The sequence below is a fragment of the Photobacterium leiognathi genome (genome assembly GCF_030685535.1).
Taxonomy (GTDB): Bacteria; Pseudomonadota; Gammaproteobacteria; order Enterobacterales; family Vibrionaceae; genus Photobacterium; species Photobacterium leiognathi.
In genome coordinates this window covers 770,606-793,357 of sequence record NZ_CP131601.1, presented here as the reverse complement: position 1 = coordinate 793,357, position 22,752 = coordinate 770,606, and the positions used below count along the sequence as shown (strand labels likewise).

Below are 22,752 nucleotides of genomic sequence, written 5' to 3'. Positions count from 1 at the left end.
TCATAACTTAATAAATTTGACCAAGCGCACATTTCTTAAAAATAACACAATTTAGCATTGCATTTATTTTCGATGCATTTTTTAACAAAACCGCCATTAAATCACGTTCAAATTAACCAACAGCAAACAAAATAATAACAACCCTGTATTCATTATGTGAATATTGATTGAATTTTTAAACCATTAAATCTATAGCTAATTTTTCACAATTTATGACAAATTCAAAATAAAATACTGGGTGCTATCGTTACCGCAGAAAATAAAAAAGGCCGTTATAACAACGACCTTTTATTTAAGAAAATTATGAGCTAATTAGCCAATTTGTGAACCACCTCGACAAGACGGCGATGTTGGCGCAGTCATTGATTCAGCCCACTCAGCTTCTGTATAAGTATGAATAGCTAATGCATGAATATGGTTTGCTAGTTCATCAGCAAGTACGCTATTGATAGAACGATGTCTCTCAATCAAACGTTGATCATTAAATTGCTCACTCACAACAACCACTTTGAAGTGACTCTCTGAGCCCGGTGGAACATTATGCATATAGCTTTCATTTAACACCTCTAAGTGCTTAGGTGAAAATGCTTCATTAAGCTTATGCTCAATACGTTGTTGGATCATGGTAAACCTCCGTCGACAATATCGCGCTATTGCCAAATCTTTCTCTCTTTTATTCTTGTTTTAGTGTCGTATTTCCTTTGCACTCGCGTGGTGTTCTGCGAAAATAGCCGACTATTTCGTAAACATACCTGAAAGTTATCCGCAATGAAACCAGAGCTAACCTTACATCAACGCACCTTAACGCTAAAACGCTTTCCAGTAAGGAAAAATGAAACTCTGCAAGCATGGGACGCCGCAGATGAGTACCTGATCAATCACTGTCAAGAAATGGAACTCGACCCTGAACGCCCAATTCTGATCATGAACGATAGCTTTGGCGCGCTAGGTTGTTGGTTTACTAATCAAGCACCAGTCACTAGCGTGACAGATTCCTTTATTGCTAAACAAGCATGCCAAGAGAATTTAGAACGCAATCAATTACCACCAATCTCTATTATTGATTGCCTTGCAAAATTACCGCAAAACCCACAATTGGTTTTACTTAAACAACCTAAAAATAACCGCTTATTAAGCTGGCAATTGCAACAACTTTGCCATTTACTTCCAGCTGACTGCATGGTGATCGCCGCAGGTAAAGTGAAAGAAATTCATACTTCAACATTGAAGCTATTTGAAAAATTCTTAGGTGAAACAAAAACATCGCTCGCGGTAAAAAAAGCACGTTTAATATTTTGTAAAGCCAATCCAAGCTTAGCCAAGCCCCTCCCCCGCCCAACACAATGGGATGTGCCTGAGCATAAGTTAACAATCACTAACCATGCCAATGTATTTTCTAGTGACAGTTTAGATATTGGCGGTCGTTTACTGTTAGATTTCATTCCACAAGATAAAAAATACCAAGACATTATCGATCTTGGCTGTGGTAATGGAGTGATTGGTATTAAAGCGGCGCAATTAAATCCACAAGCTAAAGTCACCTGTGTTGATGAGAGCTTTATGGCTGCGGCATCATGTCGAGAAAATGCCAATATTAACCTAGAAAATCCAGAACAGTTGACCGTAGTTAACGCTAACTGTTTAGATAACTTTGAACCTGACAGTGCAGATTTAGTACTTTGTAATCCCCCGTTCCACCAGCAAAATACCGTAACAGATCATATTGCATGGCAAATGTTTTGCGATGCACAGCGTACCTTGCGTAAAGGTGGTGAGATGATTGTGATTGGTAATCGCCAATTAGGCTACCATGAGAAGTTAAAACGCGTATTTAGCAATGTGAAACTGATAGGTCAAAACAATAAGTTTGTAGTATTACAATCAACAAAATAATCTAACGTCGTTATGACGCGAATTAATTGCTTGTGATGTTTAATAACATTCGATTTTTTCGTTTATATTTATACAACTAGCGCAAAGGAAATGGAGAGCATGAAAAAATACATCGTTATTGCAACTGCTTTATTAATGAGTGCATGTGCAAGCAACCCTGTACAGCCACCATTAGCTCTAACACTCACACCTGTGATTGCATCACAAACAGCTAATCACCTAAGCGTGCAGATGTCGAGTAAAGACTCACGAAGCCAGCAATATATTGGTGTTGTCGATAGCGGTGCGAAAAATGTTGAGGTATTCCAACCTGCTGAAAATATTGCAGCAACATTTCAGAATGCCTTAACAAAGCAATTGGCAAGTGAAGGGATCAAAGTAACACCTTCTGCGTCATCAAACATTGCTATTAATATTGAAAAAGCGCTAGTTAACGTAAAACAAGGCCTTGTTAAGTACGACATGAATAGCGAACTACAAATTGCGCTTGTGGTAACCACACCAAAAGGCACATTTAGTAAGCAATATTCAGCACGTTCTACTAAACAAGAGCCATTAAAAGTGAAACGTGAAGACATTGCGCAAAGCTTAGAAAAAATGATGAATTCAGTGCTCAATGAAATCGCCAATGATGGCGAATTACGTCAATATTTAACGGAGAATCTTTAATGCCACGTTTTTTACTCGCACTATGTTTACTGATTGCTTTACCTGTTAGTGCTGCTACTAAAGTTTTAGTAACAACAAACTTAGGTGATTTCACTATTCAGTTAAATGATGAAAAGGCACCAATTACTAGCAAGAACTTCTTACGTTATGTAGAAGAAGGCAGTTACAACGGTACGATCTTCCATCGTGTGATCCCTGGCTTTATGGCACAAGGTGGTGGCTTTGACAAAGACATGAACAGACGTCCGACTCATGCACCAATCAAAAATGAAGCAACCAACGGCTTGAAAAATGATACAGCGACCGTTGCCATGGCACGTACGCAAGATCCTAACTCAGCAACGAACCAATTCTTTATTAATTACAAAGATAACAGCTTCTTAAATGCTGCTGGTAACAATCCTGGTTACGCTGTTTTCGGTAAAGTGATCAACGGTTTTAATGTTGTAGAAGACATGGCAAAAATTCCAACAGGCTCGAGCCCTGCTACAGGCATGCAAGACGTACCACAAAAGCCAATCATTATTGAATCGATGAAAGTCGTTAAATAATAAATGATGCCACCTATGCCCTCATTCATAGGTGGCGTTTCCGCACTGCTCGTTTCCACAAAAAATTTCCTATCCTGAAATCTTGGTCTATCCATATATACCCAAGTAACTTCTCGGCAAGCACTGCTGAATTAACCACATATCTTGTTGTCGAATTAACAATGACCCAATGCGAACTTAGTTTAATGCTGCTAAGATCTGGTTTATAAAGATAAAATTACAGTTTCATTTTTGGCAAGTACCGCAATGGATGCTTGTGCTATGAGGAAAATATGGATAAAGCCATACAACAGGATAATACCACCTACTGGCGTGTGTATTTAAATCCCAAAGCTCTGATCATGTTTGCGCTCGGGTTCTCATCCGGTTTACCTATTCTACTGGTGTTTGGAACACTTTCTTTTTGGTTACGTGAAGCTGATGTTAGCCGTACCAGTATTGGCTTTTTTAGCTGGGTGGCACTGGCTTATGGTTTTAAGTGGGCATGGTCACCATTAGTAGACCGTTTTCCACTACCTATTTTTTCCAAACTTTTTGGTCGCCGCCGAGGCTGGATGTTGTTTTCACAGCTGATCATCATCTTGTCACTATGCGGAATGGCAACCAGTAACCCACAAACGGATCTCGTACAATTCGCCCTTTTTGCTATCGTGGTTGCGTTTGCTTCTGCAACCCAAGATATTGTTATTGATGCATTTCGTATTGAATTAGCCACTGTGCGTTTACAGGCAGCACTTTCTGCCACTTATATGGCTGGTTATCGCCTTGCAATGATTATGGCTGGTGCAGGCGCACTGGCTTTTGCAGCATGGTTTGGCTCAGACAGTGGCTATGATCCATCCGGTTGGAAAGCTGCTTACTTTATCATGGCTGGTATGATGCTAATTGGTGTGATAACTACACTGTTAGTTAAAGAGCCTAATATTGATAGTTCATCTATTGAAAAGATCGAAGATGAATACCAGCAAAAACTGCAACAGAAAGGCTTAGGCAAGCGTCAGGCTAAGTTAGGTGCATGGTTCTATACTGCTGTGATCATGCCATTCCAAGACTTTTTCCAACGCTATGGCAAGAATGCTCTGCTGATCTTATTGCTGATCAGCTGTTACCGTATTTCTGATGTTGTCATGGGCGTGATGTCGAATGCATTCTATGTTGATATGGGCTTTACCAAAAGTGAAGTTGCATCAATATCAAAAGTGTTTGGTGTGATCATGACGTTAGTAGGTGCTGGCTTAGGCGGTATCTTGGTGAATAAATTTGGTACATTGCGCATTCTTGCACTAGGTGCATTATTATCAGCGATCACTAACCTATTGTTTATGATCTTTACCTACGTTGGTAACAATATCGAAATGCTAACTTTAGTCATTTCAGCTGACAATTTAGGTGCTAGTATTGCAACAGCCGCCTTCATTACCTTTATGTCGAGCTTAACCAATGTGGCATTCTCTGCAACCCAGTATGCGTTATTCAGTTCGATCATGTTGCTATTCCCAAAATTCATTGCAGGCTTCTCTGGCATGTATGTTGATCATTTTGGCTACAACATCTTTTTCTTAACTACAGCACTGATCGGTATTCCTGTACTGATTTTAATCCGTCTAGTTGCGAAAAATTCAGCACTAACATCTGCTGAATCTCCTACCGCAATCGAAGAACAATAATCCTCTCGCACTTTAGGTAAGATTTCTGTTGAAAGCAGGGATCTTACCTCTACATTCTTTATGCAAATTGCATATTTTTGCTACCAAAAAAATCGCCTAAGAACATCAACCTCATAAAAAGTTCACTAAATGCGTAAAAAAAACGAACAAAGATCACGCTTATTTTGTAAATGTAATAGATTTCAGACGATCTAGATCACAAAAAGCAAAGGTTTGCGCAAACGTTACATTCCCAAGTGAGAGATTAAGCAATAGAATTAGCAGTACAAAAACGGGGCGGCCAAAATCCCGAACTATAGACCACCATAGCGAGATAAAAACATGCGCAAATCATTAGTAGCACTTAGCGTTTTAGCAGCAACAGCTTTACCTTCGTTAGCAAATGCAGCTGACTACTCTGATGACATCCACAAGAATGATTACAAGTGGATGCAATTCAATCTGATGTATGCTTACAAAGAACTACCTCGCTCAAATGATGCGCACACAGGTCATGACTATCTTGAAATGGAATTTGGTGGTCGTTCAGGCATTTTTGATTTATATGGCTATGTTGATGTATTCAACTTAACTAACTCTGATAGCCAAGATAAATCTGGTTCAAAAGACAAAATGTTCATGAAATTTGCTCCGCGTATCTCTCTAGATGCTCTAACGGGCAAAGATCTTTCGTTTGGTCCTATACAAGAAGTTTATGTCGCTACTTTAATGAACTGGGGCGGCGACAATGGCGGTGTAAATAACTACTTCGTTGGTCTAGGTTCAGATGTTAATGTTCCTTGGCTTGGCAAAGTAGGCTTCAATGTTTACTCTTTATACGATATGAATAAAAAAGACTGGAACGGTTATCAAGTATCGACTAACTGGTTTAAGCCTTTCTACACATTCGCAAATGGTAGCTTCCTATCTTACCAAGGTTACATTGATTACCAGTTTGGTATGAAAGATAAATATACATCAGCAAGTAATGGCGGTGCTATGTTCAACGGTCTTTACTGGCACTCAGAGCGATTTGCTGTTGGTTACGGCCTGAAAGCTTACCATAATGTATATGGCATCAAAGATTCAGATGCATTTAAATCATCTGGTGTTGCTCAATACTTCAGCCTTTCTTACAAGTTCTAATATTTCTTGTAAATGGCTTAAAAGGCGCTTTCATAGCGCCTTTTTTGATCCTGTGATTTACCAATAATGTTAGTATCTTACGCAAGATAGCGAAGAATGGATATAAACGTGAAAATCACAGTATTAGGTGCCGGAGCCATTGGCTCTCTTTGGGCTGTTGCATTAAAGCAGCAACAACATGATGTCCAAGTTTGGACGCGCTCTTCTAACCCTGATTATTCGGTTAATTACCAAGCCCTAAATGATAATCCACAACCCTTTCTCTTTACTGCTAATAACATTGAACACCTATCTCAAAGTGACTTACTGCTTGTTACCGTTAAATCATTTCAAGTGGAAATGGCATTAGCACCAATCATTAACCATATCCCAGCTTCTTGTATTATCGTGATCATGCACAATGGCATTGGTAGCCAAGAAATCATTAAGCAGCAGTTACCTACCCACGATACTTTGTACGCGACAACCTCACAAGCTGCTCTCAAATCAGAGGGACTGTTAAGGCATACTGGTAATGGACAAACCTTTATCGGTGCGATGCAAACAAATACACCTCGCGATTTTTCAAGCATTGCTGAATTGCTAGATCAAGCATTAACACCTTGCAAATGGCACACCGACATCATGCAGCCATTGTGGCAAAAGCTAGCGATTAACTGTGCTATCAATCCATTAACAGCAATCAACCAATGTTCTAATGGTGAATTGGCACAAGCGCAATATCAAAGCCAGTTAAAGCAAATTTGTAATGAAGTGGCACTGGTAATGACGGCTGAAGGTTATCAAACCACGGCGCAAGCGCTTTACAAGCAAGTATTAATGGTTACTCACGCAACAGCTAACAACTATTCTTCAATGAATCGTGATGTTTTTTATCAGCGTCAAACCGAAATAGACTATATTACGGGCTATCTTATTCGCCGAGCGAAACAATACGATATTGCTGTACCTGCCAATCAGCAGTTATGGCAACGGATCAAATCTATGGAGTCCTCATATCATGCATGAGCAAACAAAAGTGCTTCCTCGTGTGGCTGTATGCCTTGCCCCTGGCAGTGAAGAAATGGAAGCTATCAATACCATTGCGATTCTAAAACGCGCAGGTTTTGAGGTCATCGTTGCAAGTAGCGCTGAAGATGGCGCACTGATTTTAGATGGCTCACGTGGGATCAAGCTCGTTGCTGATACCCCATTAATTGCTATAGCTGATGAGCAATTTGACTGTGTGGTACTACCGGGGGGATTAAAAGGTGCTGAGCATTTTCGAGATAGTCCACTTGTCATTGAGTTTGTAAAACAGCATCACTACGACGGCAAACTGATCGCGGCTATTTGTGCCACACTGCCGGTCATGTTTATTCCTAATGAGTTATTTTCTCAATCGTTAATGACATGTCACCCAGCTTTCCAAAGTCAAATTCCAGAAAAGCAATTGCGTGTAAAGCGTGTGGTTTATGATAAAAATCATCGTTTACTGACCAGCCAAGGCCCGGGCACAGCACAAGAGTTTGCATTAGAGATCGTGACTCAATTAGAAAATAAAGCTAAAGCTGCTGAAGTTGCCGATCCTATGGTGGTATGGCCAAACATGCATTATGACGTGTTGCCTCGCACTTAATACTGATAGCTTAAACAGTTAGAAAACAAAAAGCCTCGCAACATTTGCGAGGCTTTGTTTTAGCTTTTAAATACAAGCATTCAGATTATAGAGGACGGTAAACTTTTACGTTCTCAAAACCATTTTCTTTTAAGTAAAGCGCTTGTAGACGGCTCATCACGCCACGATCACAGTACAGTAGGTAAGTCTTATCTTGTGGTAAGTCACCAAACTGTGTCGCTAGCTTATAGAAAGGTAAGTGCTTCACTTCAATACCTTCAAGCTCTAGTGGGCTTTCGTCTTCTTCGTCAGGGCTACGAATATCAAGTACGATAGCATCGCCAGCCACTTGATCAACTAGCTCAACTTCAGGTGCTTGCTCTTGGCTTTGTTTTTCGATGTCACGAATATCCATCACACGAGCCTCGTCAACAACACGATCAAGAATAGAGAAATCAAACTTCTCTTCTTCCGCTTCTAGCTTCGCTTTAACGGCTTTCACTGTTGGACTCTTAGAGATCACACCACAGAACTCTGGCATCGTCTTGGCAAAATCTTCAGTACCAATTTCACGCGCTAGGTTGATGATATCTTCTTTATCCCAATTAATAAGTGGACGTAAGATCAAGCTATCTGTCACGCCATCAATGTGACGAAGGTTAGTTAGGGTCTGGCTTGATACCTGACCTAATGCTTCACCAGTAACAAGCGCTTCGATACCAAATTTATCGGCAACTTTACCCGCAGCACGCATGAACATACGTTTTAGGATCACGCCCATTTTACCATCATCCACTTTCTCTAAGATCTCACCCACAACAGGTTCGAAATCAATAGCAATGAATTTAACTTTCGCTGAAGAGCCGTATTTATTCCATAGGTAGTGAGCGACTTGCTTCACACCGATCTCGTGTGCAGGACCACCTAGGTTAAAGAAACAGTAATGAACTTTACTACCACGTTTGATGTGTAAGTAACTTGATACACCAGAGTCGAAACCACCAGAGATCAAGCTTAGTACGTCTTCTTGTGTACCTAGAGGGAAACCACCTAGGCCTTCATGACGACAAAGTACTAAGTTAAGTAAGTTATGTTCGATTTCGATATTAACGGTAACGTCAGGCTTTTTCAGACGTACTTTTGCCGTTTCAATCGCTTGGTTAAGACCACCGCCCACGTAACGTTCAGCTTCGATTGATGTGAAATCGTGCTTACCCACGCGTTTTGCACGTACGCAGAATGTTTTGCCTTCAAGCTCAGGAGCAACAAGTGCTAGGGTTTGCTCAAAGACATTATGAAGATCAGTAAATTCCGTTTGCTGTACTTCAAGCGTGTGGTGAATACCCGGCGTTTGCGTCAATACTGCTAGAACCATGTCGCGCTTCGATTCATCCGGCTCATTAATTTCCAGTGAAAAACGACGGTTATAGACACTAACAGATTCAGACTGACGCTTTAGGATAATGCGTAAATTAGACTCAAGAATTTTGATAAAACGCTTACGCACTGAATCACTTTTAACAAAAATCTCTGGATGTGGTTTAACAATAAATTTCATAACACGCTTCGCTTCACTGGGCTAACAGTACAGAATAGAACCAATTCTTCACGGATGATATTGCAGATCATATCGCGTAAATTGATAGAGAGTACCAAACGGAATTAAAGGCGCGAATTATACAGCAAGCTATCGACCACTGAAACAAAGATATGAAAACTCACTAAGTTATCTTCAGCCATCACTGCTGCGCGTCATTAGCTTTCAATTATATTTACCTTAGTCACGATCATCTAAAGCGGCAACTATCATTTCAGTGACCTCGCTCTGAATCAGGCATCTTGAAGTCGCTTGGGGATAAAAGATAACGGCAGTGTTTCCACTGCCGTTATACCGTTTTAAACCACTCACTAGCACGTATTATTGAGAGGTAAAATCACTGCTAATTTCATCAGTCTCGTGCGGTTTACCTTGCATGATAGAAATTTCGACACGACGGTTTTTCGCTCGTCCTTCCTTAGTCTTGTTATCAGCAATCGGCATAGTGTCAGCTAATCCCACTACACGCATTTTGGTGTGATCAAACCCTTTCACTTTTTCCATTTCTTGCGCTACCGATACTGCACGCTGCGCTGATAGATCCCAATTAGAACGATATAGCTCTGAGTCCATCTGATCGTTAGCGGTATGGCCCGAAACCCGAATAATACCCGGTACGTCTTTCACTAATAACGCAATCTGGCGAACCAATGGTTTGAATTTGGGCTGCAAAAAAGCCGAACCTTCAGGAAATGCGCCTTTTTCACGAATACGGATCACCAATTGTTGACCAAGATTCTCGATTTCAATCACTTTATCGCTAATTTCACGCTCTAAGGCTTTGGTGAGCACTTCTTTTAGCTGATTTTGCATTTTATCGAGCTCTTCTTGCTCGTTCTCATTATTCTCTGTCGCGGTTTTCTTACTTTGACCAACGGTTAAATTACTCGCGTCACGTTGTGTGCCACCAGCACGATCTGAATCGCCTTCATGAAAATCCAACGTTCGCTGCGTCATATCAATGGTCTGCTGCATGATCACTTCAATCGGTGTTGGCTCTGGACGACCAGGACGAAATTCCTGTGCGATCACACTGGTGCCTTTAGGAATGTCATTGACTTCCAACATATTTTGCACCCCGAAAGCATATTTCATCGAACCTGCAATTTGCTTGAACTTCAACACATCCATTTCAGAAAACGACAACAACAACACAAAGAAACACATCAGCAAGGTCGCAAGATCGGCAAAAGTCGCCATCCACGGTGGCGCTCCTTTTTTACATTTGCATGCTTGTTCTTCCATTCGACCGTCTCTTACTCGTCAATGATGCTGCTACGTTTCTTCTCATGAAGATAATTTTTCAGGTAACCATCAATCACCCGTGGGTTTTGTCCATCTTGGATCGCTAAAACACCATCAAGAATAAGACGCTTATTTAGGCGCTCTTGCTCTTTACGTAGGGTTAATTTGTCAGCAATAGGAATGGCGACCATATTGGCTAACATTGAACCGTATAACGTTGTTAACAAAGCGACCGCCATGGCAGGACCGATAGATTTAGGATCATCCATGTTTGAAAGCATGGCAACCAAGCCAATCAAGGTACCGATCATTCCCATAGCAGGGGCTACATCACCAAAGGATGAGAAAATACCCACCCCTTGCTCATGGCGCTCATTGGTTAAAGAAATATCTTTTTGCAAAGTGCCTCGTACCACTTCAGCATCATGCCCATCCACCAGCATATCAATGCCTTTACGCATAAATGGATTGGCAATGTCCATTTCCTCTAGGGCTAAAAACCCCCCTTTACGCGCGGCATCTGCCATTTCTACAATTTTTGCAATTAACTCTTCAGGATTGTCCGTTTTAAATATGAAGGCTTTCACAGCAATTTTTGCAGCACCAAAGAATTGCCCAATGTTGTATTTCATTAGTACGACGAACGTACTTCCGCCCAACACAATCAATAATGATGAGGTATCAAAAAACATCACGAGATCGCCGCCAAGCAGCATCGCCATGACAATAAATGCGAATGCACCAAGCAATCCTATAAGCGTTGCCAAATCCAAAGCATGTTCCTCTTTTTGCTAGGTAAATATAACTGGCTTGCGTTTATTGACACTCAATTAACACATAGAAATCCTTCACTGAGATAATACGATTTAAAGTGAATCAAAACTTTAAAGCCGCCACCATATTCATGATTTAGTTTGCTAAAATTTGGCAGCAAGTGATGAATTTCTTCAGCAAAGTAACTCTTTATCGACCACAACAGTTTTTCATTTAGCTTTTTCTTAACCAATAAATGCTGACTATTTATGAAAATTACTGTCTGCGACACAGATTACTGTGACATAATTTGACCCCAGTAATTCTCTACGTTATTTTTCCTGCACTTAGATAAGAGTGAAAATGATATGGCAGCAAAAAAACCAGAAAATATGGCATTCGAAGCCGCCCTTGATGAGCTAGATGCCATTGTCAATGAACTAGAATCTGGCGATATTCCACTCGAAGATGCGCTAAAAAAATTCGAACGAGGCATTGCCTTAGCTCGCAGCAGCCAGCAAAAACTGACTCAAGCAGAGCAACGCGTAGAAATTTTGCTTCAGGCAGATGATGAAGCACCACTGACTGACTTTGAACCTAGCCATGACGAATAGTTCTCCTTTATCACTATCCCTTAAGTGCTATCAACAACGCAGCAACGATGTATTAGCCCACTGGCTAGCGACGCAACCTTTTGCTGATAAAGCCTTAATTAAAGCCATGCAGTATGGAACATTACTGGGTGGTAAACGAGCGCGTCCATTTCTGACCTATGTAACAGGGGAAATGCTAGGCGTCACTCAAGATGATCTTGATACACCAGCAGCAGCCGTTGAATGTATTCATGCTTATTCATTGATCCATGATGATTTACCTGCAATGGATGACGATGCACTGCGTCGTGGTCAACCGACCTGTCATATTGCGTTTGATGAAGCGACTGCGATTCTTGCAGGTGACGCACTACAAACCTTGGCATTTGAGATTTTAGCTAACGGTCAATTGAGCCAAGATGGCAATACCCAACGTATTGCTATGGTAAGTGAACTTGCTAAAGCCTCAGGTGCTGCTGGCATGTGTCTAGGACAAACTTTAGATCTTGAGGCTGAAGGCAAACATGTTGGATTAGAACAACTAGAATTAATCCACAGACATAAAACAGGGGCATTGATCCGCTGTGCTGTTCGTTTAGGAGCTTTAGCTGCTGGCGAGAAAGGTATTGCGATTTTGCCGCAACTTGATAAGTATGCCGAAGCGATAGGCCTTGCCTTCCAAGTCCAAGATGACATTTTAGATGTGATCAGCGATACCGAAACACTCGGTAAGCCACAAGGCTCAGATCTTGAACTTGATAAGAGCACATACCCAGCACTGCTTGGCCTTGAGGGTGCGCAAGAAAAAGCGCAGCTACTTTATCAAGAAGCACTACAAGCATTAGCGGCTATACCCTACAATACATCCCAATTAGAAGTTTTTGCCCGATATATTATCGAACGCAAGAGCTAAATCCGTATAAGCGCCGAAACTGTTATGACCTTGGATATCTCAAAATACCCTCATCTGGCACTTGCTAACACGCCTGATGAATTACGATTATTGCCAGCTGAAAGCCTTCCACAAGTATGCGATGAACTTCGTACTTACTTGTTGAAATCTGTTAGTCAGACCAGCGGCCACTTTGCATCAGGGCTTGGCACTGTCGAGCTCACGGTTGCCTTGCACTATGTCTACAACACCCCTTTTGATCAGGTAATCTGGGATGTTGGTCATCAAGCTTACCCACATAAGATCTTAACTGGTCGTCGTGATGACATGGCAACCATTCGTCAAAAAGACGGTTTGCATCCATTCCCATGGCGTGGTGAAAGTGAGTACGATACGCTTTCTGTTGGTCACTCATCTACCTCCATCAGTGCTGGTTTAGGTATGGCGATCGCAGCAGAAAAAGAAGGCCAAGGTCGTAAAGTTGTCAGCATTATTGGTGATGGCGCAATCACAGCGGGTATGGCATTTGAAGCCATGAACCACGCAGGTGATGTACACAGTGACATGCTTGTGATCCTAAATGATAACGAAATGTCGATTTCTGAAAACGTTGGCGCATTAAATAATCATTTAGCCCATTTGCTTTCAGGTAATTTCTACACTTCGATCCGTGAAGGCGGTAAAAAAGTGTTATCTGGTGCGCCACCAATTAAAGAAATGGTTAAGCGTGCAGAAGAGCACATCAAAGGCATGGTTGTTCCAAGCACCATGTTTGAAGAGCTTGGTTTTAACTACATTGGCCCAATTGACGGTCACGATGTTCATGAGCTAGTTAAAACGCTGAAAAACATGCGTAATCTTAAAGGCCCGCAATTTCTTCACATTATGACGAAGAAAGGTAAAGGCTATGCACCAGCTGAAGCTGATCCAATCAATTACCATGCAGTACCAAAATTCGATTTAAGTCAAAACCCACTGCCGAAATCGAAAAGTGCAAGCCCTACTTTCTCTAAAATCTTCGGTGATTGGCTATGTGATATGGCAGCCGTTGATGACAAGCTTATGGCGATCACACCAGCAATGCGTGAAGGCTCTGGCATGGTACGCTTCTCAAAAGAGTACCCAGATCAATACTTTGATGTGGCAATTGCCGAACAACACGCAGTGACATTAGCAACAGGTATGGCGATTGGTGGTTACCACCCTATTGTGGCAATTTACTCAACCTTCTTACAACGAGGCTACGATCAACTTATTCATGATGTGGCGATCATGGATCTTCCTGTGATGTTTGCCATTGATCGTGCAGGCTTAGTAGGTGCAGATGGTCAAACTCACCAAGGTGCGTTTGATATTAGCTTTATGCGCTGTATTCCTAACATGGTGATCATGGCCCCAAGTGACGAAAACGAATGTCGCCAAATGCTTTACACTCGCCATAAACATCAAGGTCCAAGTGCAGTTCGTTACCCTCGTGGTACTGGTATGGGTGTTGAGATTGAGCAAACCATGACTGAACTTGAGATTGGTAAAGGCTTAATCCGCCGTCACGGTGAAAAAGTTGCCATTCTTAACTTTGGTAGCATGCTAGGTTACGCATTAGAAGCTGCTGACAATCTGAATGCAACGGTTGCTGATATGCGCTTTGTCAAACCACTAGATGAAGAGTTAGTACTAGAGCTAGCTAAGACTCACGATATTATCGTAACAGTGGAAGAAAACGCCATTGCTGGCGGTGCTGGTAGCGGTGTGGTTGAGTTATTAATGAAAGAAAAATGCATTAAACCAGTACTAAACATTGGCTTACCTGATCGTTTCATTGAACAAGGCACACAAGCTGAACTACACGAAATGCTAGAAATTAATGGTAAAGGTATCGAGAAACAAATTCGCGCTTACCTTGCGAAATAACCTAGCAATCAAATCGGTTAGCTAACACCATTATTTAGCATCAGTACAAGTAACAAGAAGGTTTTCACTTGAGATTATTCTCTTCGTGAAAACCTTTTATAGCCTTTACATCTCCATGAGGATCATTGTTGGGATCCAATGCACATCTGCTTTTTCTAAACCACCAATATCACCATCACCCTTTACTCTCGTGATCAGTAATTCAGGATGCTGATTACTATCAATGACGATATTTTCAAACGGATAAGCGGCATAAAAATGATCTGCTCATTGGCGTTAACAGTAACAGGAAACCTGGCGGTAGAAAGTAATAAGCCCAAGCTCAAATATCGAAGATAGCTGCTCATTAAACAAACTTTTCACTGCTTATTTATTTGAGACTAGACAACTTCATTTTCTCTTTTGTAATAAATGCCTTTTTTATTATTTATACGACATTGTTTAGTGAATTTTACACACAAAAAAAGCTGCATCATGTGCAGCTTTTCAATATCTAAATCGAACTTAATTATTAAAAACCAAGCCAATAGCCTACGACCCATAAAGCAATCATTGCCATGAAACCCGCGAGGATATCATCGACCATGATCCCAAAGCCGCCTTTTACATGCTTATCTAACCAACTGATAGGCCAAGGTTTTACCATGTCGAAGAAACGAAATAGAATAAAACCAGTTAATACCCATTGCCAGCTTACCGTTGGGGCTATTGCCATGGTGATCCAAAAGCCAACAAACTCATCCCATACGATACTGCCGTGATCGTGTACCTTCATGTCACCAGAAGTAATGGTACAAATTTTCACGCCAATTAATGCTGCAACAAGCACGGCAACTAAGTACCAACCAAAAGGCAATTGGGCTAATAACAGATAGAACGGGATCGCGGCTAATGTCCCCATTGTGCCCGGCACATATTTCGCTAAACCACTACCAAACCCTGTCGCTAATAGATGCCACGGGTTACTCATTTTTAATAAATCTTTAGGATTGGTTGACACGTTCTATACCTTATTTACTTTCGCTCTCGAAATGATCCCAACCGGATAATTGCCAATTAACTGGTTCACCATTATTGAGCAGCACTATGCCTTTATTCTCGGTTAATTGACCAATTCGAGAGATCTGAATACCTTGTTTCGCCATTAATGCTTCAACGTCATCACACTGTTCAACTGGCACAGTAAAGCACAATTGATACTCTTCACCACTGCTCAGCGCCATCTGTTGTGCTTGCTCTGGTGTTTCACAAAACGCAGCCAGCTCAGCTGATATTGGTAGTGCTTCTGTATAAATTTCAGCACCAACATTCGAGCGTTTTAAAATATGACCAAGATCGGCGATGAGACCATCGGATATATCTAATGCTGCCGATGCTTTACCGCGCAGTAATGTACCCGCTTCAACTTGCGGCATAGTCATAAAATGACGCGTCATTAATGCTTGTGACAATGCTGTATTATCACACTGTTTATCTTTTAATAATAACGCTAAACCAGCAGCACTATCACCTAATTGACCGATAACATATATTGCATCTGTTGAACTTGCACCACTGCGAGTTAATGCTTGCCCCACAGGTACAAAACCTTGCACGGTTAATGTAATACTTAGCGGACCTTTAGTGGTATCACCGCCAATTAACTGCACATTATATTGCTCTGCTAATTGGAAAAAGCCTTCACAAAACGCACTGAGCCATTGTTCATCAAACGACGGTAAGGTTAACGCCAAAGATACCCAAGCCGGGGTTGCGCCCATGGCGGCTAAATCACTTAAATTCGAAGCTAAGGCTTTATGTGCCACCTGCTTTGGATCGGCATCTGCGAGAAAATGGGTACCTGCCACCAGCGAATCGGTACTGATCGCTAAATGATATCCTTCGGGGACACGCAGCAGCGCACAATCATCACCAATCGCAAGATCAACATCTGAACGGTTTATCTTCTGATGCTCAAAATAGCGCCCAATTAAATCAAATTCACCTGTTGCCATTATCGTTCAACTCATCCATTTTCAGCCACTATTATAGTGCCCTTATCTTTTCCGTTGCCTCATATCAACACAACAGATAAAAAAAAAGCCAGCAAAGCTGACTTCTTTTATCTACTCTCGTACTTCAGAAAATTACTTTTCTTTACGAAGTGTTGGTGCAGCTTTATCAAGTACACCGTTTACGAACTTGTGGCTATCTTCAGCGCCGAACAGCTTAGCTAGTTCGATTGCTTCGTTGATAACAACTTTAAATGGTACGTCTTCACGTTTAACCATTTCGTACATTGCAAGACGAAGTAGCGCTAGTTCCATTTGGTCTAGATCCTGTAGAGGACGAGACAAGTATGGACGCATCTTGCTATCAAGTTCCTGGTGGCTTACTACTACGCCTGTGAACAGATCACGGAAGTAGCTAACATCAGTATGTGGTGCAGCTAGTACTGGCGCATCAGCTTGATGTTCTTCTTCTTCAAACTTGTCGCCAGAAAGAAAATGTTGTTCGATATCAGCAACATTACCTTTAGTAAGTTGCCAAGAGTAAATAGCTTGTACAGCAAACTGACGTGCATTACGACGTGCGGCTGGTTTCACAGTAACCCCCATTATTAGGATTCGATTTGGGACAGGACATTAACCATTTCGAGCGCGCTTAGTGCAGCCTCTGCCCCTTTATTACCAGCCTTGGTACTGGCACGCTCAATGGCTTGTTCAATAGAATCTACAGTCAGAACACCAAATGCAACTGGAGTATTATACTCAAGTGCAACTTGTGCTAGACCTTTATTACACTCACTCGCAACATAATCGAAGTGTGGTGTACCACCACGAATAACTGAGCCTAGAGCAACGATAGCATCGTAACGATCGCTTTTCGCGATCTGTTGAGCAACTAGTGGTAGCTCGTAAGCGCCAGGGCAACGAACAACAGTGATGTTGTCTTCGCTAACTTGTCCTTGACGTTTCAGCGCATCTAGTGCACCTGAAAGTAAGCTTTCGTTAATAAAGCTGTTGAAGCGTGCAATTACGATAGCAACTTTTGCGTTTGGTGCCGCGATGGCGCCTTCAATTACCTTCATGGGCCTTCCTGTGACTATGTCTTTCCGGTTTGAGAAACCGCGGGAGTCTATCACACTTTGCAATATCTCTGCTACGGACAACCGTCGGTTTCAACCTATTTGTTAATATTTATTGCTTATCTGTCCTTGATTCGACCAATAAACAGCATTTGAAATGCGGTAATTATCAGAATCAATTGAGTAACTACCGCGAATGGAACTTATTTTAGCACTCGCTTTCAGCAAGTTTAATCGCAAATGTATTCAACAACTTCTAGACCGAAGCCTGAAAGTGAGTGATAACGTTGCGTGCTTGATGATAATAAGCGCATTTTGCTCACGCCCAAATCTGATAGAATTTGAGAGCCTACACCCACTTGGCGAGAAGGATCTTTCTGCGTCACCTTCACCTTAGGTTGACCCGCTTCTTCAGCAGCAATATTTTTCACTTTGTGAATAATCGATTCGGTTGATTCTTGCTTACTTAGCACAACCAACACACCGTTTTCTTCACTGATACGTTTCATCGCAGTCGGTAGCGTCCACTGGGTCGCACCTGATTGCAGAATATCTTTGAAAGTGTCTTGTAGGTGAACACGGACTAATGTTTCTTCACCTGCTTTAATATCACCTTTACGCAGCGCGTAGTGTACTTCGTTATCAATCTTGTCACGGTAAGTGATCATCTCAAACTCACCGAACTCCGTTGGTAAACGGCATTCAGCTACACGCTCAATCGTAGTTTCATGGTTATTACGGTATTCAATCAGATCAGCAATGGTACCTAATTTCAAACCATGCTTTTCTGCGAATACTTCAAGCTGAGGACGACGCGCCATGGTGCCATCTTCATTTAGGATCTCAACAATCACACTTGATGGCTCAAGACCAGCTAAACGTGCCACATCACAACCCGCTTCAGTGTGACCTGCACGAGTTAATACACCACCTTCTTGTGCCATTAGAGGAAAGATATGACCCGGCATTACAATGTCAGCCGCCGTTGCGTTTGGTGCAACCGCTGCTTGTACTGTACGAGAACGATCCGCTGCAGAAATACCGGTTGTTACTCCTTCAGCCGCTTCAATGGAGATGGTGAAAGGTGTACCAAACTGCTCAGTGTTATCTTGAACCATTAAAGGTAGATTCAATTTTTGGCAACGCGCTTTGCTTAATGTTAAACAAATTAAACCACGACCGTATGTCGCCATAAAGTTGATCGCCTCAGGGGTGATTTTTTCAGATGCAATGATCAGATCGCCTTCATTCTCACGATCTTCATCATCCATCAGAATAACCATTTTGCCCTGACGAATATCATCAATTATTTCTTTTGCGCTGCTTAAAGCCATAACACTACCCTTAATTCTTATGTACCTTAGCTAATTAGCTAACAATCGTATTTAGCCAAGAAAGCCCGTTCTTGCTAATAAATCCATAGTAACTTGTGATTTTTTGTCAGCAGCCTTATCACCCAACATTAAGCGCTCTAGGTAACGTGCTATCACATCCACTTCGAGGTTAATTTTACGACCAGGCTTGAAGGCATCCATGGTGGTTTCTAATGCCGTATGCGGAACAATGGTCAACTTAAACTCATCACCGTTAATTTCATTCACAGTTAAGCTAATACCATCAACAGCAACTGAACCTTTTTCTGAAATGTATTTCGCAAGATGTGCAGGTGCTTTTACCCAAAACTCAATCGCACGACCTGTTTGGTGACGCTCGATAATTTCCGCTACCGCATCAACGTGACCTGACACCATGTAGCCACCAAAACGTGTGGTTGGAAGCATAGCTTTTTCTAAATTCACCACTTGCCCCGCTTTGTAATCAGCAAACGCGGTACGCTTAATCGTTTCAAGCGAGAGATCTGCGACATAACCTTTGCCTGTCAGCGCTACAACCGTTAAGCACACGCCATTCGTTGCGATACTATCACCTAGCTTTACATCTGCTAGATCAAGCTTGCCAGAATCTACCGTAACAGAGATATCGGCACCTTTTGGTGTTAACGCCGTAATAGTTCCAGTTGCTTCAATAATCCCGGTGAACATGGTAAATCCTTGAATATTTGTTCTATAAATTAACTACGTTTAATGGCTGCAGTAATTTTCAAATCACAATCAACCATACGTACATCAGTAATATTAAGATCGATAACCTGATCCATCGCCGTCAATGTTGGTAAATTCATTAAACTTCGGCTATCAGCACCCATTAGCTTAGGCGCTTGATATAAAATCAGAGAATCAACTAATTGCGCATCAAGTAAACCACCAGCAAGCCCAGCACCTGCTTCAACCCAAATATGGTTAATGCCCGCTTCTGCTAACTGTCGCATCAATTCGGTCAAATCAATCTGCTGACTATTCTGGCGTGTAGGTACAACCCATTGTGATACTGATTCAGGCCAATCTTCATCGCCTTTTTCAGTACGAGCTAAAATCGTTTTCCCCGGAAGATGAAATAACTGATATGCCGGTGTTAAACGATTTTGGCTATCGATGATCACACGAATAGGCTGACGAACATCTTCTTGAGCGTACTGTGCTTGTACTTGCTCACCCAACTCAGACCAACGCACATTAAGCGAAGGATCATCAGCAATTACAGTGGCACTGGTAGATAAAATCGCACCAGCTTGTGCTCGGTGGCGTTGTACATCCGCACGGGCACAAGAACCTGTGATCCATTTGCTTTCACCATTGGCTAGCGCGGTTTTACCATCAAGGCTCGATGCCAATTTCAGCTCAACAAAGGGCATCTTCTTGGTCATTGATTTAATAAAACCAAGGTTTAGCGCTCGGGCTTCTTCTTCAAGCAATCCAACTTGAACATCAATGCCTGCCTTTTGCAGCATCTCCACACCGCGACCAGCAACCATAGGATTCGGATCAACCATGGCGCAAATCACTTTACTGATCCCGGATTTAATCAAAGCTTCAGCACAAGGTGGAGTGCGACCGTAATGAGAGCAAGGCTCAAGCGTAACGTAAGCTGTTGCGCCTTTAGCAAGCGTACCTGCTTGTTTTAGCGCAAACACTTCAGCATGAGGCTCACCAGCACGGTAGTGAAACCCTTCACCGACAATTTCTTCACCACGGGCAATCACACAGCCAACATTGGGATTAGGGGCTGTGGTAAATCTGCCACGCTTAGCTAATTGAATAGCGCGCAGCATCAACCGTGTATTTAGGTGAGTAAACATTAGAATTAAACTTAGCGCTCTAGTTTGGCAATTTCTTCACCAAACTCTCGAATATCTTCAAAACTGCGATAAACAGAAGCAAAACGAATATAAGCTACTTTATCTAGCTCTTTTAATGCTTCCATCACCAAATTACCGATCATCTCAGAGGGAACTTCACGTTCACCTGTCGCACGCAAACACGATTTAATATTGTTGATTGCACGCTCGATGTCATCTGTACTTACAGGACGCTTTTCTAAAGCTCGTTGAATACCGCCGCGAAGTTTTTCTTCATTGAAAGGATCGCGATTACCGTTAGTTTTCACCACTCGTGGCATCACTAATTCGGCAGTTTCAAACGTAGTATAACGTTCATTACAAGCTAAACATTGGCGGCGTCGGCGCACTTGGTGTCCATCTGCAACCAATCGAGAATCGATTACTTTGGTGTCATTCGCACCGCAAAAAGGACAATGCATTTAGCCTCCTACATTCAATCGGTTCAGTGTAACCTATTTCAAACCGTTAACGAGAATATTCGCCCTTTTTTTCTACGAATTCTGCTTAAAAAGCAATTAATAGTTGGTTTATTGTGCGTAACTTAAAATCTACAAATATTAAAAAAGGCTTACCCTAAGAGTAAGCCTTTATCGTCATAACACAGAGGTTATGCCATTAGATTCTCAATTTGTATTACGCGTATACAGGTAGACGCTTACAAATATCAAGTACCTTTGCTTTGGTTTCAGCAATAACAGTTTCGTTATCGATGTTATCTAATACATCACACATCCAACCCGCTAGCTGACGAGCATCTTCTGCTGTGAAACCACGACGAGTGATTGACGGTGTACCAACACGGATACCCGATGTTACGAATGGGCTACGTGGATCGTTTGGTACGCTGTTTTTGTTAACAGTGATGTTAGCGGCACCTAGTGCAGCATCAGCTTCTTTACCTGTAATGCCTTTGTCGATCAAATCAACAAGGAATAGGTGGTTTTCTGTGCTACCAGATACAATCTTGTAACCGCGTTCTAGGAATTCACCAACCATTACTTTCGCGTTTTCAACAACACGTGCTTGGTATTCTTTAAACTCTGGCTCCATTGCTTCTTTAAATGCTACCGCTTTTGCAGCGATAACGTGCATTAGAGGACCACCTTGACCACCAGGGAATACAGCAGAGTTCAGTTTCTTGTAAAGATCTTCACCTTCGTTAGAAAGGATCAAACCACCACGAGGACCTGCTAGTGTTTTGTGCGTTGTTGTTGTCACAACGTGTGCATGTGGTACTGGGTTCGGGTAAACACCTGCAGCAATAAGACCGGCTACGTGTGCCATATCAACGAAGAAGTACGCGCCTACTTTGTCTGCGATTTCACGCATGCGTTTCCAGTCAACAACTTGAGAGTAAGCTGAGAAACCACCGATGATCATCTTTGGTTTGTGCTCAAGCGCTAAAGCTTCAACTTCTGCGTAATCGATTTGACCGTTTTCATCGATACCGTAAGGAATAACGTTGTATAACTTACCTGAGAAGTTTACTGGTGAACCGTGTGTTAGGTGACCACCGTGTGCAAGGCTCATGCCTAATACGGTATCGCCAGCATTCAGTAGAGCCATGTAAACAGCATTGTTTGCTTGTGAACCAGAGTGTGGCTGAACGTTCGCATATTCTGCGCCAAACAGTTGGCAAGCACGATCAATTGCAAGTTGCTCTGCTTTATCAACAAATTCACAACCGCCGTAGTAACGCTTACCTGGGTAACCTTCAGCATACTTGTTTGTTAGCTGAGAACCCTGAGCTTCCATCACGCGCGGGCTGGTGTAGTTTTCAGAAGCGATTAACTCGATGTGTTCTTCCTGACGAGCTGTCTCTTCTTGAATCGCCGCAAATAGTTCCGCATCATAATCAGCAATATTCATATCGCGCTTTAGCATGTGTATCTCCTGATTCAGCTAATTTAAATACCATTTTGAGCAAAAACTGAAAAATCGCAATGCTAGGCGC

At 42.0% G+C, this 22,752-nt stretch carries 23 protein-coding genes; 10 read left to right on the top strand and 13 right to left on the bottom strand.

Features of this window, described 5'->3' with window-relative positions; translation table 11 throughout:
* Positions 1-312: 312 nt before the first annotated feature.
* A complete protein-coding gene (bolA, locus tag Q7674_RS10855) occupies positions 313-624 on the bottom strand; it encodes a transcriptional regulator BolA (protein ID WP_023933230.1) in 312 nt (103 codons plus the stop codon).
* 144 nt (positions 625-768) lie between these two features.
* On the opposite strand from bolA, the gene Q7674_RS10850 reads away from it, so the two are divergent.
* The 7 genes from Q7674_RS10850 (at position 769) to Q7674_RS10820 (ending at position 7,523) form a co-directional block, all read left to right on the top strand.
* Positions 769-1,893, top strand: a complete 1,125-nt coding sequence (locus Q7674_RS10850) for a methyltransferase (RefSeq protein ID WP_045064428.1) — start codon at positions 769-771, stop codon at positions 1,891-1,893.
* 99 nt (positions 1,894-1,992) lie between these two features.
* Positions 1,993-2,562 (top strand): YajG family lipoprotein, encoded by a 570-nt coding sequence (locus Q7674_RS10845; protein ID WP_008986368.1) that lies wholly within the window; start codon positions 1,993-1,995, stop codon positions 2,560-2,562.
* Positions 2,562-3,113 (top strand): peptidylprolyl isomerase, encoded by a 552-nt coding sequence (locus tag Q7674_RS10840; protein WP_045064429.1) that lies wholly within the window; start codon positions 2,562-2,564, stop codon positions 3,111-3,113. Before Q7674_RS10845 ends, Q7674_RS10840 begins: the two co-directional genes overlap by 1 nt.
* A 272-nt stretch (positions 3,114-3,385) precedes the next feature.
* A complete protein-coding gene (locus Q7674_RS10835) occupies positions 3,386-4,780 on the top strand; it encodes an AmpG family muropeptide MFS transporter (RefSeq protein WP_305423729.1) in 1,395 nt (464 codons plus the stop codon).
* 321 nt (positions 4,781-5,101) lie between these two features.
* Entirely contained in the window at positions 5,102-5,905 is an 804-nt protein-coding gene (locus Q7674_RS10830) for a nucleoside-specific channel-forming Tsx family protein (RefSeq protein ID WP_023933235.1), read from the top strand.
* A 108-nt stretch (positions 5,906-6,013) separates the two neighbouring features.
* Positions 6,014-6,913, top strand: a complete 900-nt coding sequence (gene panE / locus Q7674_RS10825; RefSeq protein WP_237156762.1) for a 2-dehydropantoate 2-reductase — start codon at positions 6,014-6,016, stop codon at positions 6,911-6,913.
* The gene (locus Q7674_RS10820) at positions 6,906-7,523 is read left to right on the top strand and encodes a DJ-1 family glyoxalase III (RefSeq protein WP_305423727.1); all 618 of its coding nucleotides are present in this window, start codon (positions 6,906-6,908) and stop codon (positions 7,521-7,523) included. Before panE ends, Q7674_RS10820 begins: the two co-directional genes overlap by 8 nt.
* 85 nt (positions 7,524-7,608) lie before the next feature.
* Here Q7674_RS10820 and thiI read toward each other — a convergent pair whose 3' ends face one another.
* The 3 genes from thiI to pomA form a co-directional block, all read right to left on the bottom strand.
* The gene (gene thiI, locus Q7674_RS10815; RefSeq protein WP_305423725.1) at positions 7,609-9,060 is read right to left on the bottom strand and encodes a tRNA uracil 4-sulfurtransferase ThiI; all 1,452 of its coding nucleotides are present in this window, start codon (positions 9,058-9,060) and stop codon (positions 7,609-7,611) included.
* Positions 9,061-9,420: 360 nt separating this feature from the next.
* Positions 9,421-10,344 (bottom strand): flagellar motor protein MotB, encoded by a 924-nt coding sequence (locus Q7674_RS10810; RefSeq protein ID WP_305423723.1) that lies wholly within the window; start codon positions 10,342-10,344, stop codon positions 9,421-9,423.
* Positions 10,345-10,355: 11 nt separating this feature from the next.
* Positions 10,356-11,117, bottom strand: a complete 762-nt coding sequence (pomA, locus tag Q7674_RS10805; RefSeq protein WP_023933239.1) for a flagellar motor protein PomA — start codon at positions 11,115-11,117, stop codon at positions 10,356-10,358.
* 348 nt (positions 11,118-11,465) lie between these two features.
* On the opposite strand from pomA, the gene xseB reads away from it, so the two are divergent.
* The 3 genes from xseB to dxs are packed head-to-tail and all read left to right on the top strand — an operon-like array spanning position 11,466 to position 14,493.
* A complete protein-coding gene (gene xseB, locus Q7674_RS10800) occupies positions 11,466-11,711 on the top strand; it encodes an exodeoxyribonuclease VII small subunit (protein ID WP_008986358.1) in 246 nt (81 codons plus the stop codon).
* Entirely contained in the window at positions 11,701-12,603 is a 903-nt protein-coding gene (gene ispA, locus Q7674_RS10795) for a (2E,6E)-farnesyl diphosphate synthase (RefSeq protein ID WP_045064440.1), read from the top strand. The genes xseB and ispA overlap by 11 nt, the downstream gene beginning before the upstream one ends.
* 24 nt (positions 12,604-12,627) lie before the next feature.
* On the top strand, positions 12,628-14,493 hold the full coding sequence (dxs, locus tag Q7674_RS10790; protein WP_305423721.1) for a 1-deoxy-D-xylulose-5-phosphate synthase: 1,866 nt from the start codon (positions 12,628-12,630) through the stop codon (positions 14,491-14,493).
* A gap of 511 nt (positions 14,494-15,004) precedes the next feature.
* Here dxs and pgpA read toward each other — a convergent pair.
* The 9 genes from pgpA to glyA form a co-directional block, all read right to left on the bottom strand.
* The gene (pgpA, locus tag Q7674_RS10785) at positions 15,005-15,463 is read right to left on the bottom strand and encodes a phosphatidylglycerophosphatase A (RefSeq protein WP_042117078.1); all 459 of its coding nucleotides are present in this window, start codon (positions 15,461-15,463) and stop codon (positions 15,005-15,007) included.
* Positions 15,464-15,503: 40 nt separating this feature from the next.
* Positions 15,504-16,487 carry a thiamine-phosphate kinase gene (gene thiL, locus Q7674_RS10780; RefSeq protein WP_305423720.1) on the bottom strand — a complete coding sequence of 328 codons (984 nt, stop codon included), beginning with the start codon at positions 16,485-16,487 and terminating at the stop codon, positions 15,504-15,506.
* 132 nt (positions 16,488-16,619) lie between these two features.
* Positions 16,620-17,090 (bottom strand): transcription antitermination factor NusB, encoded by a 471-nt coding sequence (gene nusB / locus Q7674_RS10775; RefSeq protein WP_045064447.1) that lies wholly within the window; start codon positions 17,088-17,090, stop codon positions 16,620-16,622.
* A 2-nt stretch (positions 17,091-17,092) separates the two neighbouring features.
* Positions 17,093-17,563, bottom strand: coding sequence for a 6,7-dimethyl-8-ribityllumazine synthase (gene ribH / locus Q7674_RS10770; protein WP_305423719.1), 471 nt, complete (start codon positions 17,561-17,563; stop codon positions 17,093-17,095).
* Positions 17,564-17,790: 227 nt separating this feature from the next.
* A complete protein-coding gene (gene ribBA, locus Q7674_RS10765) occupies positions 17,791-18,894 on the bottom strand; it encodes a bifunctional 3,4-dihydroxy-2-butanone-4-phosphate synthase/GTP cyclohydrolase II (RefSeq protein WP_305423718.1) in 1,104 nt (367 codons plus the stop codon).
* Positions 18,895-18,945: 51 nt separating this feature from the next.
* Entirely contained in the window at positions 18,946-19,602 is a 657-nt protein-coding gene (locus Q7674_RS10760; RefSeq protein ID WP_305423717.1) for a riboflavin synthase, read from the bottom strand.
* Between the two features lie 29 nt (positions 19,603-19,631).
* Positions 19,632-20,756, bottom strand: a complete 1,125-nt coding sequence (ribD, locus tag Q7674_RS10755) for a bifunctional diaminohydroxyphosphoribosylaminopyrimidine deaminase/5-amino-6-(5-phosphoribosylamino)uracil reductase RibD (protein WP_045064450.1) — start codon at positions 20,754-20,756, stop codon at positions 19,632-19,634.
* Positions 20,757-20,767: 11 nt separating this feature from the next.
* The gene (gene nrdR / locus Q7674_RS10750) at positions 20,768-21,217 is read right to left on the bottom strand and encodes a transcriptional regulator NrdR (protein WP_008986348.1); all 450 of its coding nucleotides are present in this window, start codon (positions 21,215-21,217) and stop codon (positions 20,768-20,770) included.
* Between the two features lie 214 nt (positions 21,218-21,431).
* On the bottom strand, positions 21,432-22,682 hold the full coding sequence (gene glyA / locus Q7674_RS10745; RefSeq protein WP_008986347.1) for a serine hydroxymethyltransferase: 1,251 nt from the start codon (positions 22,680-22,682) through the stop codon (positions 21,432-21,434).
* Between the last annotated feature and the right edge of the window lie 70 nt (positions 22,683-22,752).

What these genes read in the sequence shown, in the direction of transcription:
- bolA (WP_023933230.1), bottom strand. Translation starts at nt 624, where the DNA reads ATGATCCAACAACGTATTGAGCATAAGCTTAATGAAGCATTTTCACCT.
- Q7674_RS10850 (WP_045064428.1), top strand. Translation starts at nt 769, where the DNA reads ATGAAACCAGAGCTAACCTTACATCAACGCACCTTAACGCTAAAACGC.
- Q7674_RS10845 (WP_008986368.1), top strand. Translation starts at nt 1,993, where the DNA reads ATGAAAAAATACATCGTTATTGCAACTGCTTTATTAATGAGTGCATGT.
- Q7674_RS10840 (WP_045064429.1), top strand. Translation starts at nt 2,562, where the DNA reads ATGCCACGTTTTTTACTCGCACTATGTTTACTGATTGCTTTACCTGTT.
- Q7674_RS10835 (WP_305423729.1), top strand. Translation starts at nt 3,386, where the DNA reads ATGGATAAAGCCATACAACAGGATAATACCACCTACTGGCGTGTGTAT.
- Q7674_RS10830 (WP_023933235.1), top strand. Translation starts at nt 5,102, where the DNA reads ATGCGCAAATCATTAGTAGCACTTAGCGTTTTAGCAGCAACAGCTTTA.
- Q7674_RS10820 (WP_305423727.1), top strand. Translation starts at nt 6,906, where the DNA reads ATGCATGAGCAAACAAAAGTGCTTCCTCGTGTGGCTGTATGCCTTGCC.
- thiI (WP_305423725.1), bottom strand. Translation starts at nt 9,060, where the DNA reads ATGAAATTTATTGTTAAACCACATCCAGAGATTTTTGTTAAAAGTGAT.
- Q7674_RS10810 (WP_305423723.1), bottom strand. Translation starts at nt 10,344, where the DNA reads ATGGAAGAACAAGCATGCAAATGTAAAAAAGGAGCGCCACCGTGGATG.
- xseB (WP_008986358.1), top strand. Translation starts at nt 11,466, where the DNA reads ATGGCAGCAAAAAAACCAGAAAATATGGCATTCGAAGCCGCCCTTGAT.
- ispA (WP_045064440.1), top strand. Translation starts at nt 11,701, where the DNA reads ATGACGAATAGTTCTCCTTTATCACTATCCCTTAAGTGCTATCAACAA.
- dxs (WP_305423721.1), top strand. Translation starts at nt 12,628, where the DNA reads ATGACCTTGGATATCTCAAAATACCCTCATCTGGCACTTGCTAACACG.
- pgpA (WP_042117078.1), bottom strand. Translation starts at nt 15,463, where the DNA reads ATGAGTAACCCGTGGCATCTATTAGCGACAGGGTTTGGTAGTGGTTTA.
- thiL (WP_305423720.1), bottom strand. Translation starts at nt 16,487, where the DNA reads ATGGCAACAGGTGAATTTGATTTAATTGGGCGCTATTTTGAGCATCAG.
- nusB (WP_045064447.1), bottom strand. Translation starts at nt 17,090, where the DNA reads ATGGGGGTTACTGTGAAACCAGCCGCACGTCGTAATGCACGTCAGTTT.
- ribH (WP_305423719.1), bottom strand. Translation starts at nt 17,563, where the DNA reads ATGAAGGTAATTGAAGGCGCCATCGCGGCACCAAACGCAAAAGTTGCT.
- ribBA (WP_305423718.1), bottom strand. Translation starts at nt 18,894, where the DNA reads ATGGCTTTAAGCAGCGCAAAAGAAATAATTGATGATATTCGTCAGGGC.
- Q7674_RS10760 (WP_305423717.1), bottom strand. Translation starts at nt 19,602, where the DNA reads ATGTTCACCGGGATTATTGAAGCAACTGGAACTATTACGGCGTTAACA.
- ribD (WP_045064450.1), bottom strand. Translation starts at nt 20,756, where the DNA reads ATGTTTACTCACCTAAATACACGGTTGATGCTGCGCGCTATTCAATTA.
- nrdR (WP_008986348.1), bottom strand. Translation starts at nt 21,217, where the DNA reads ATGCATTGTCCTTTTTGCGGTGCGAATGACACCAAAGTAATCGATTCT.
- glyA (WP_008986347.1), bottom strand. Translation starts at nt 22,682, where the DNA reads ATGCTAAAGCGCGATATGAATATTGCTGATTATGATGCGGAACTATTT.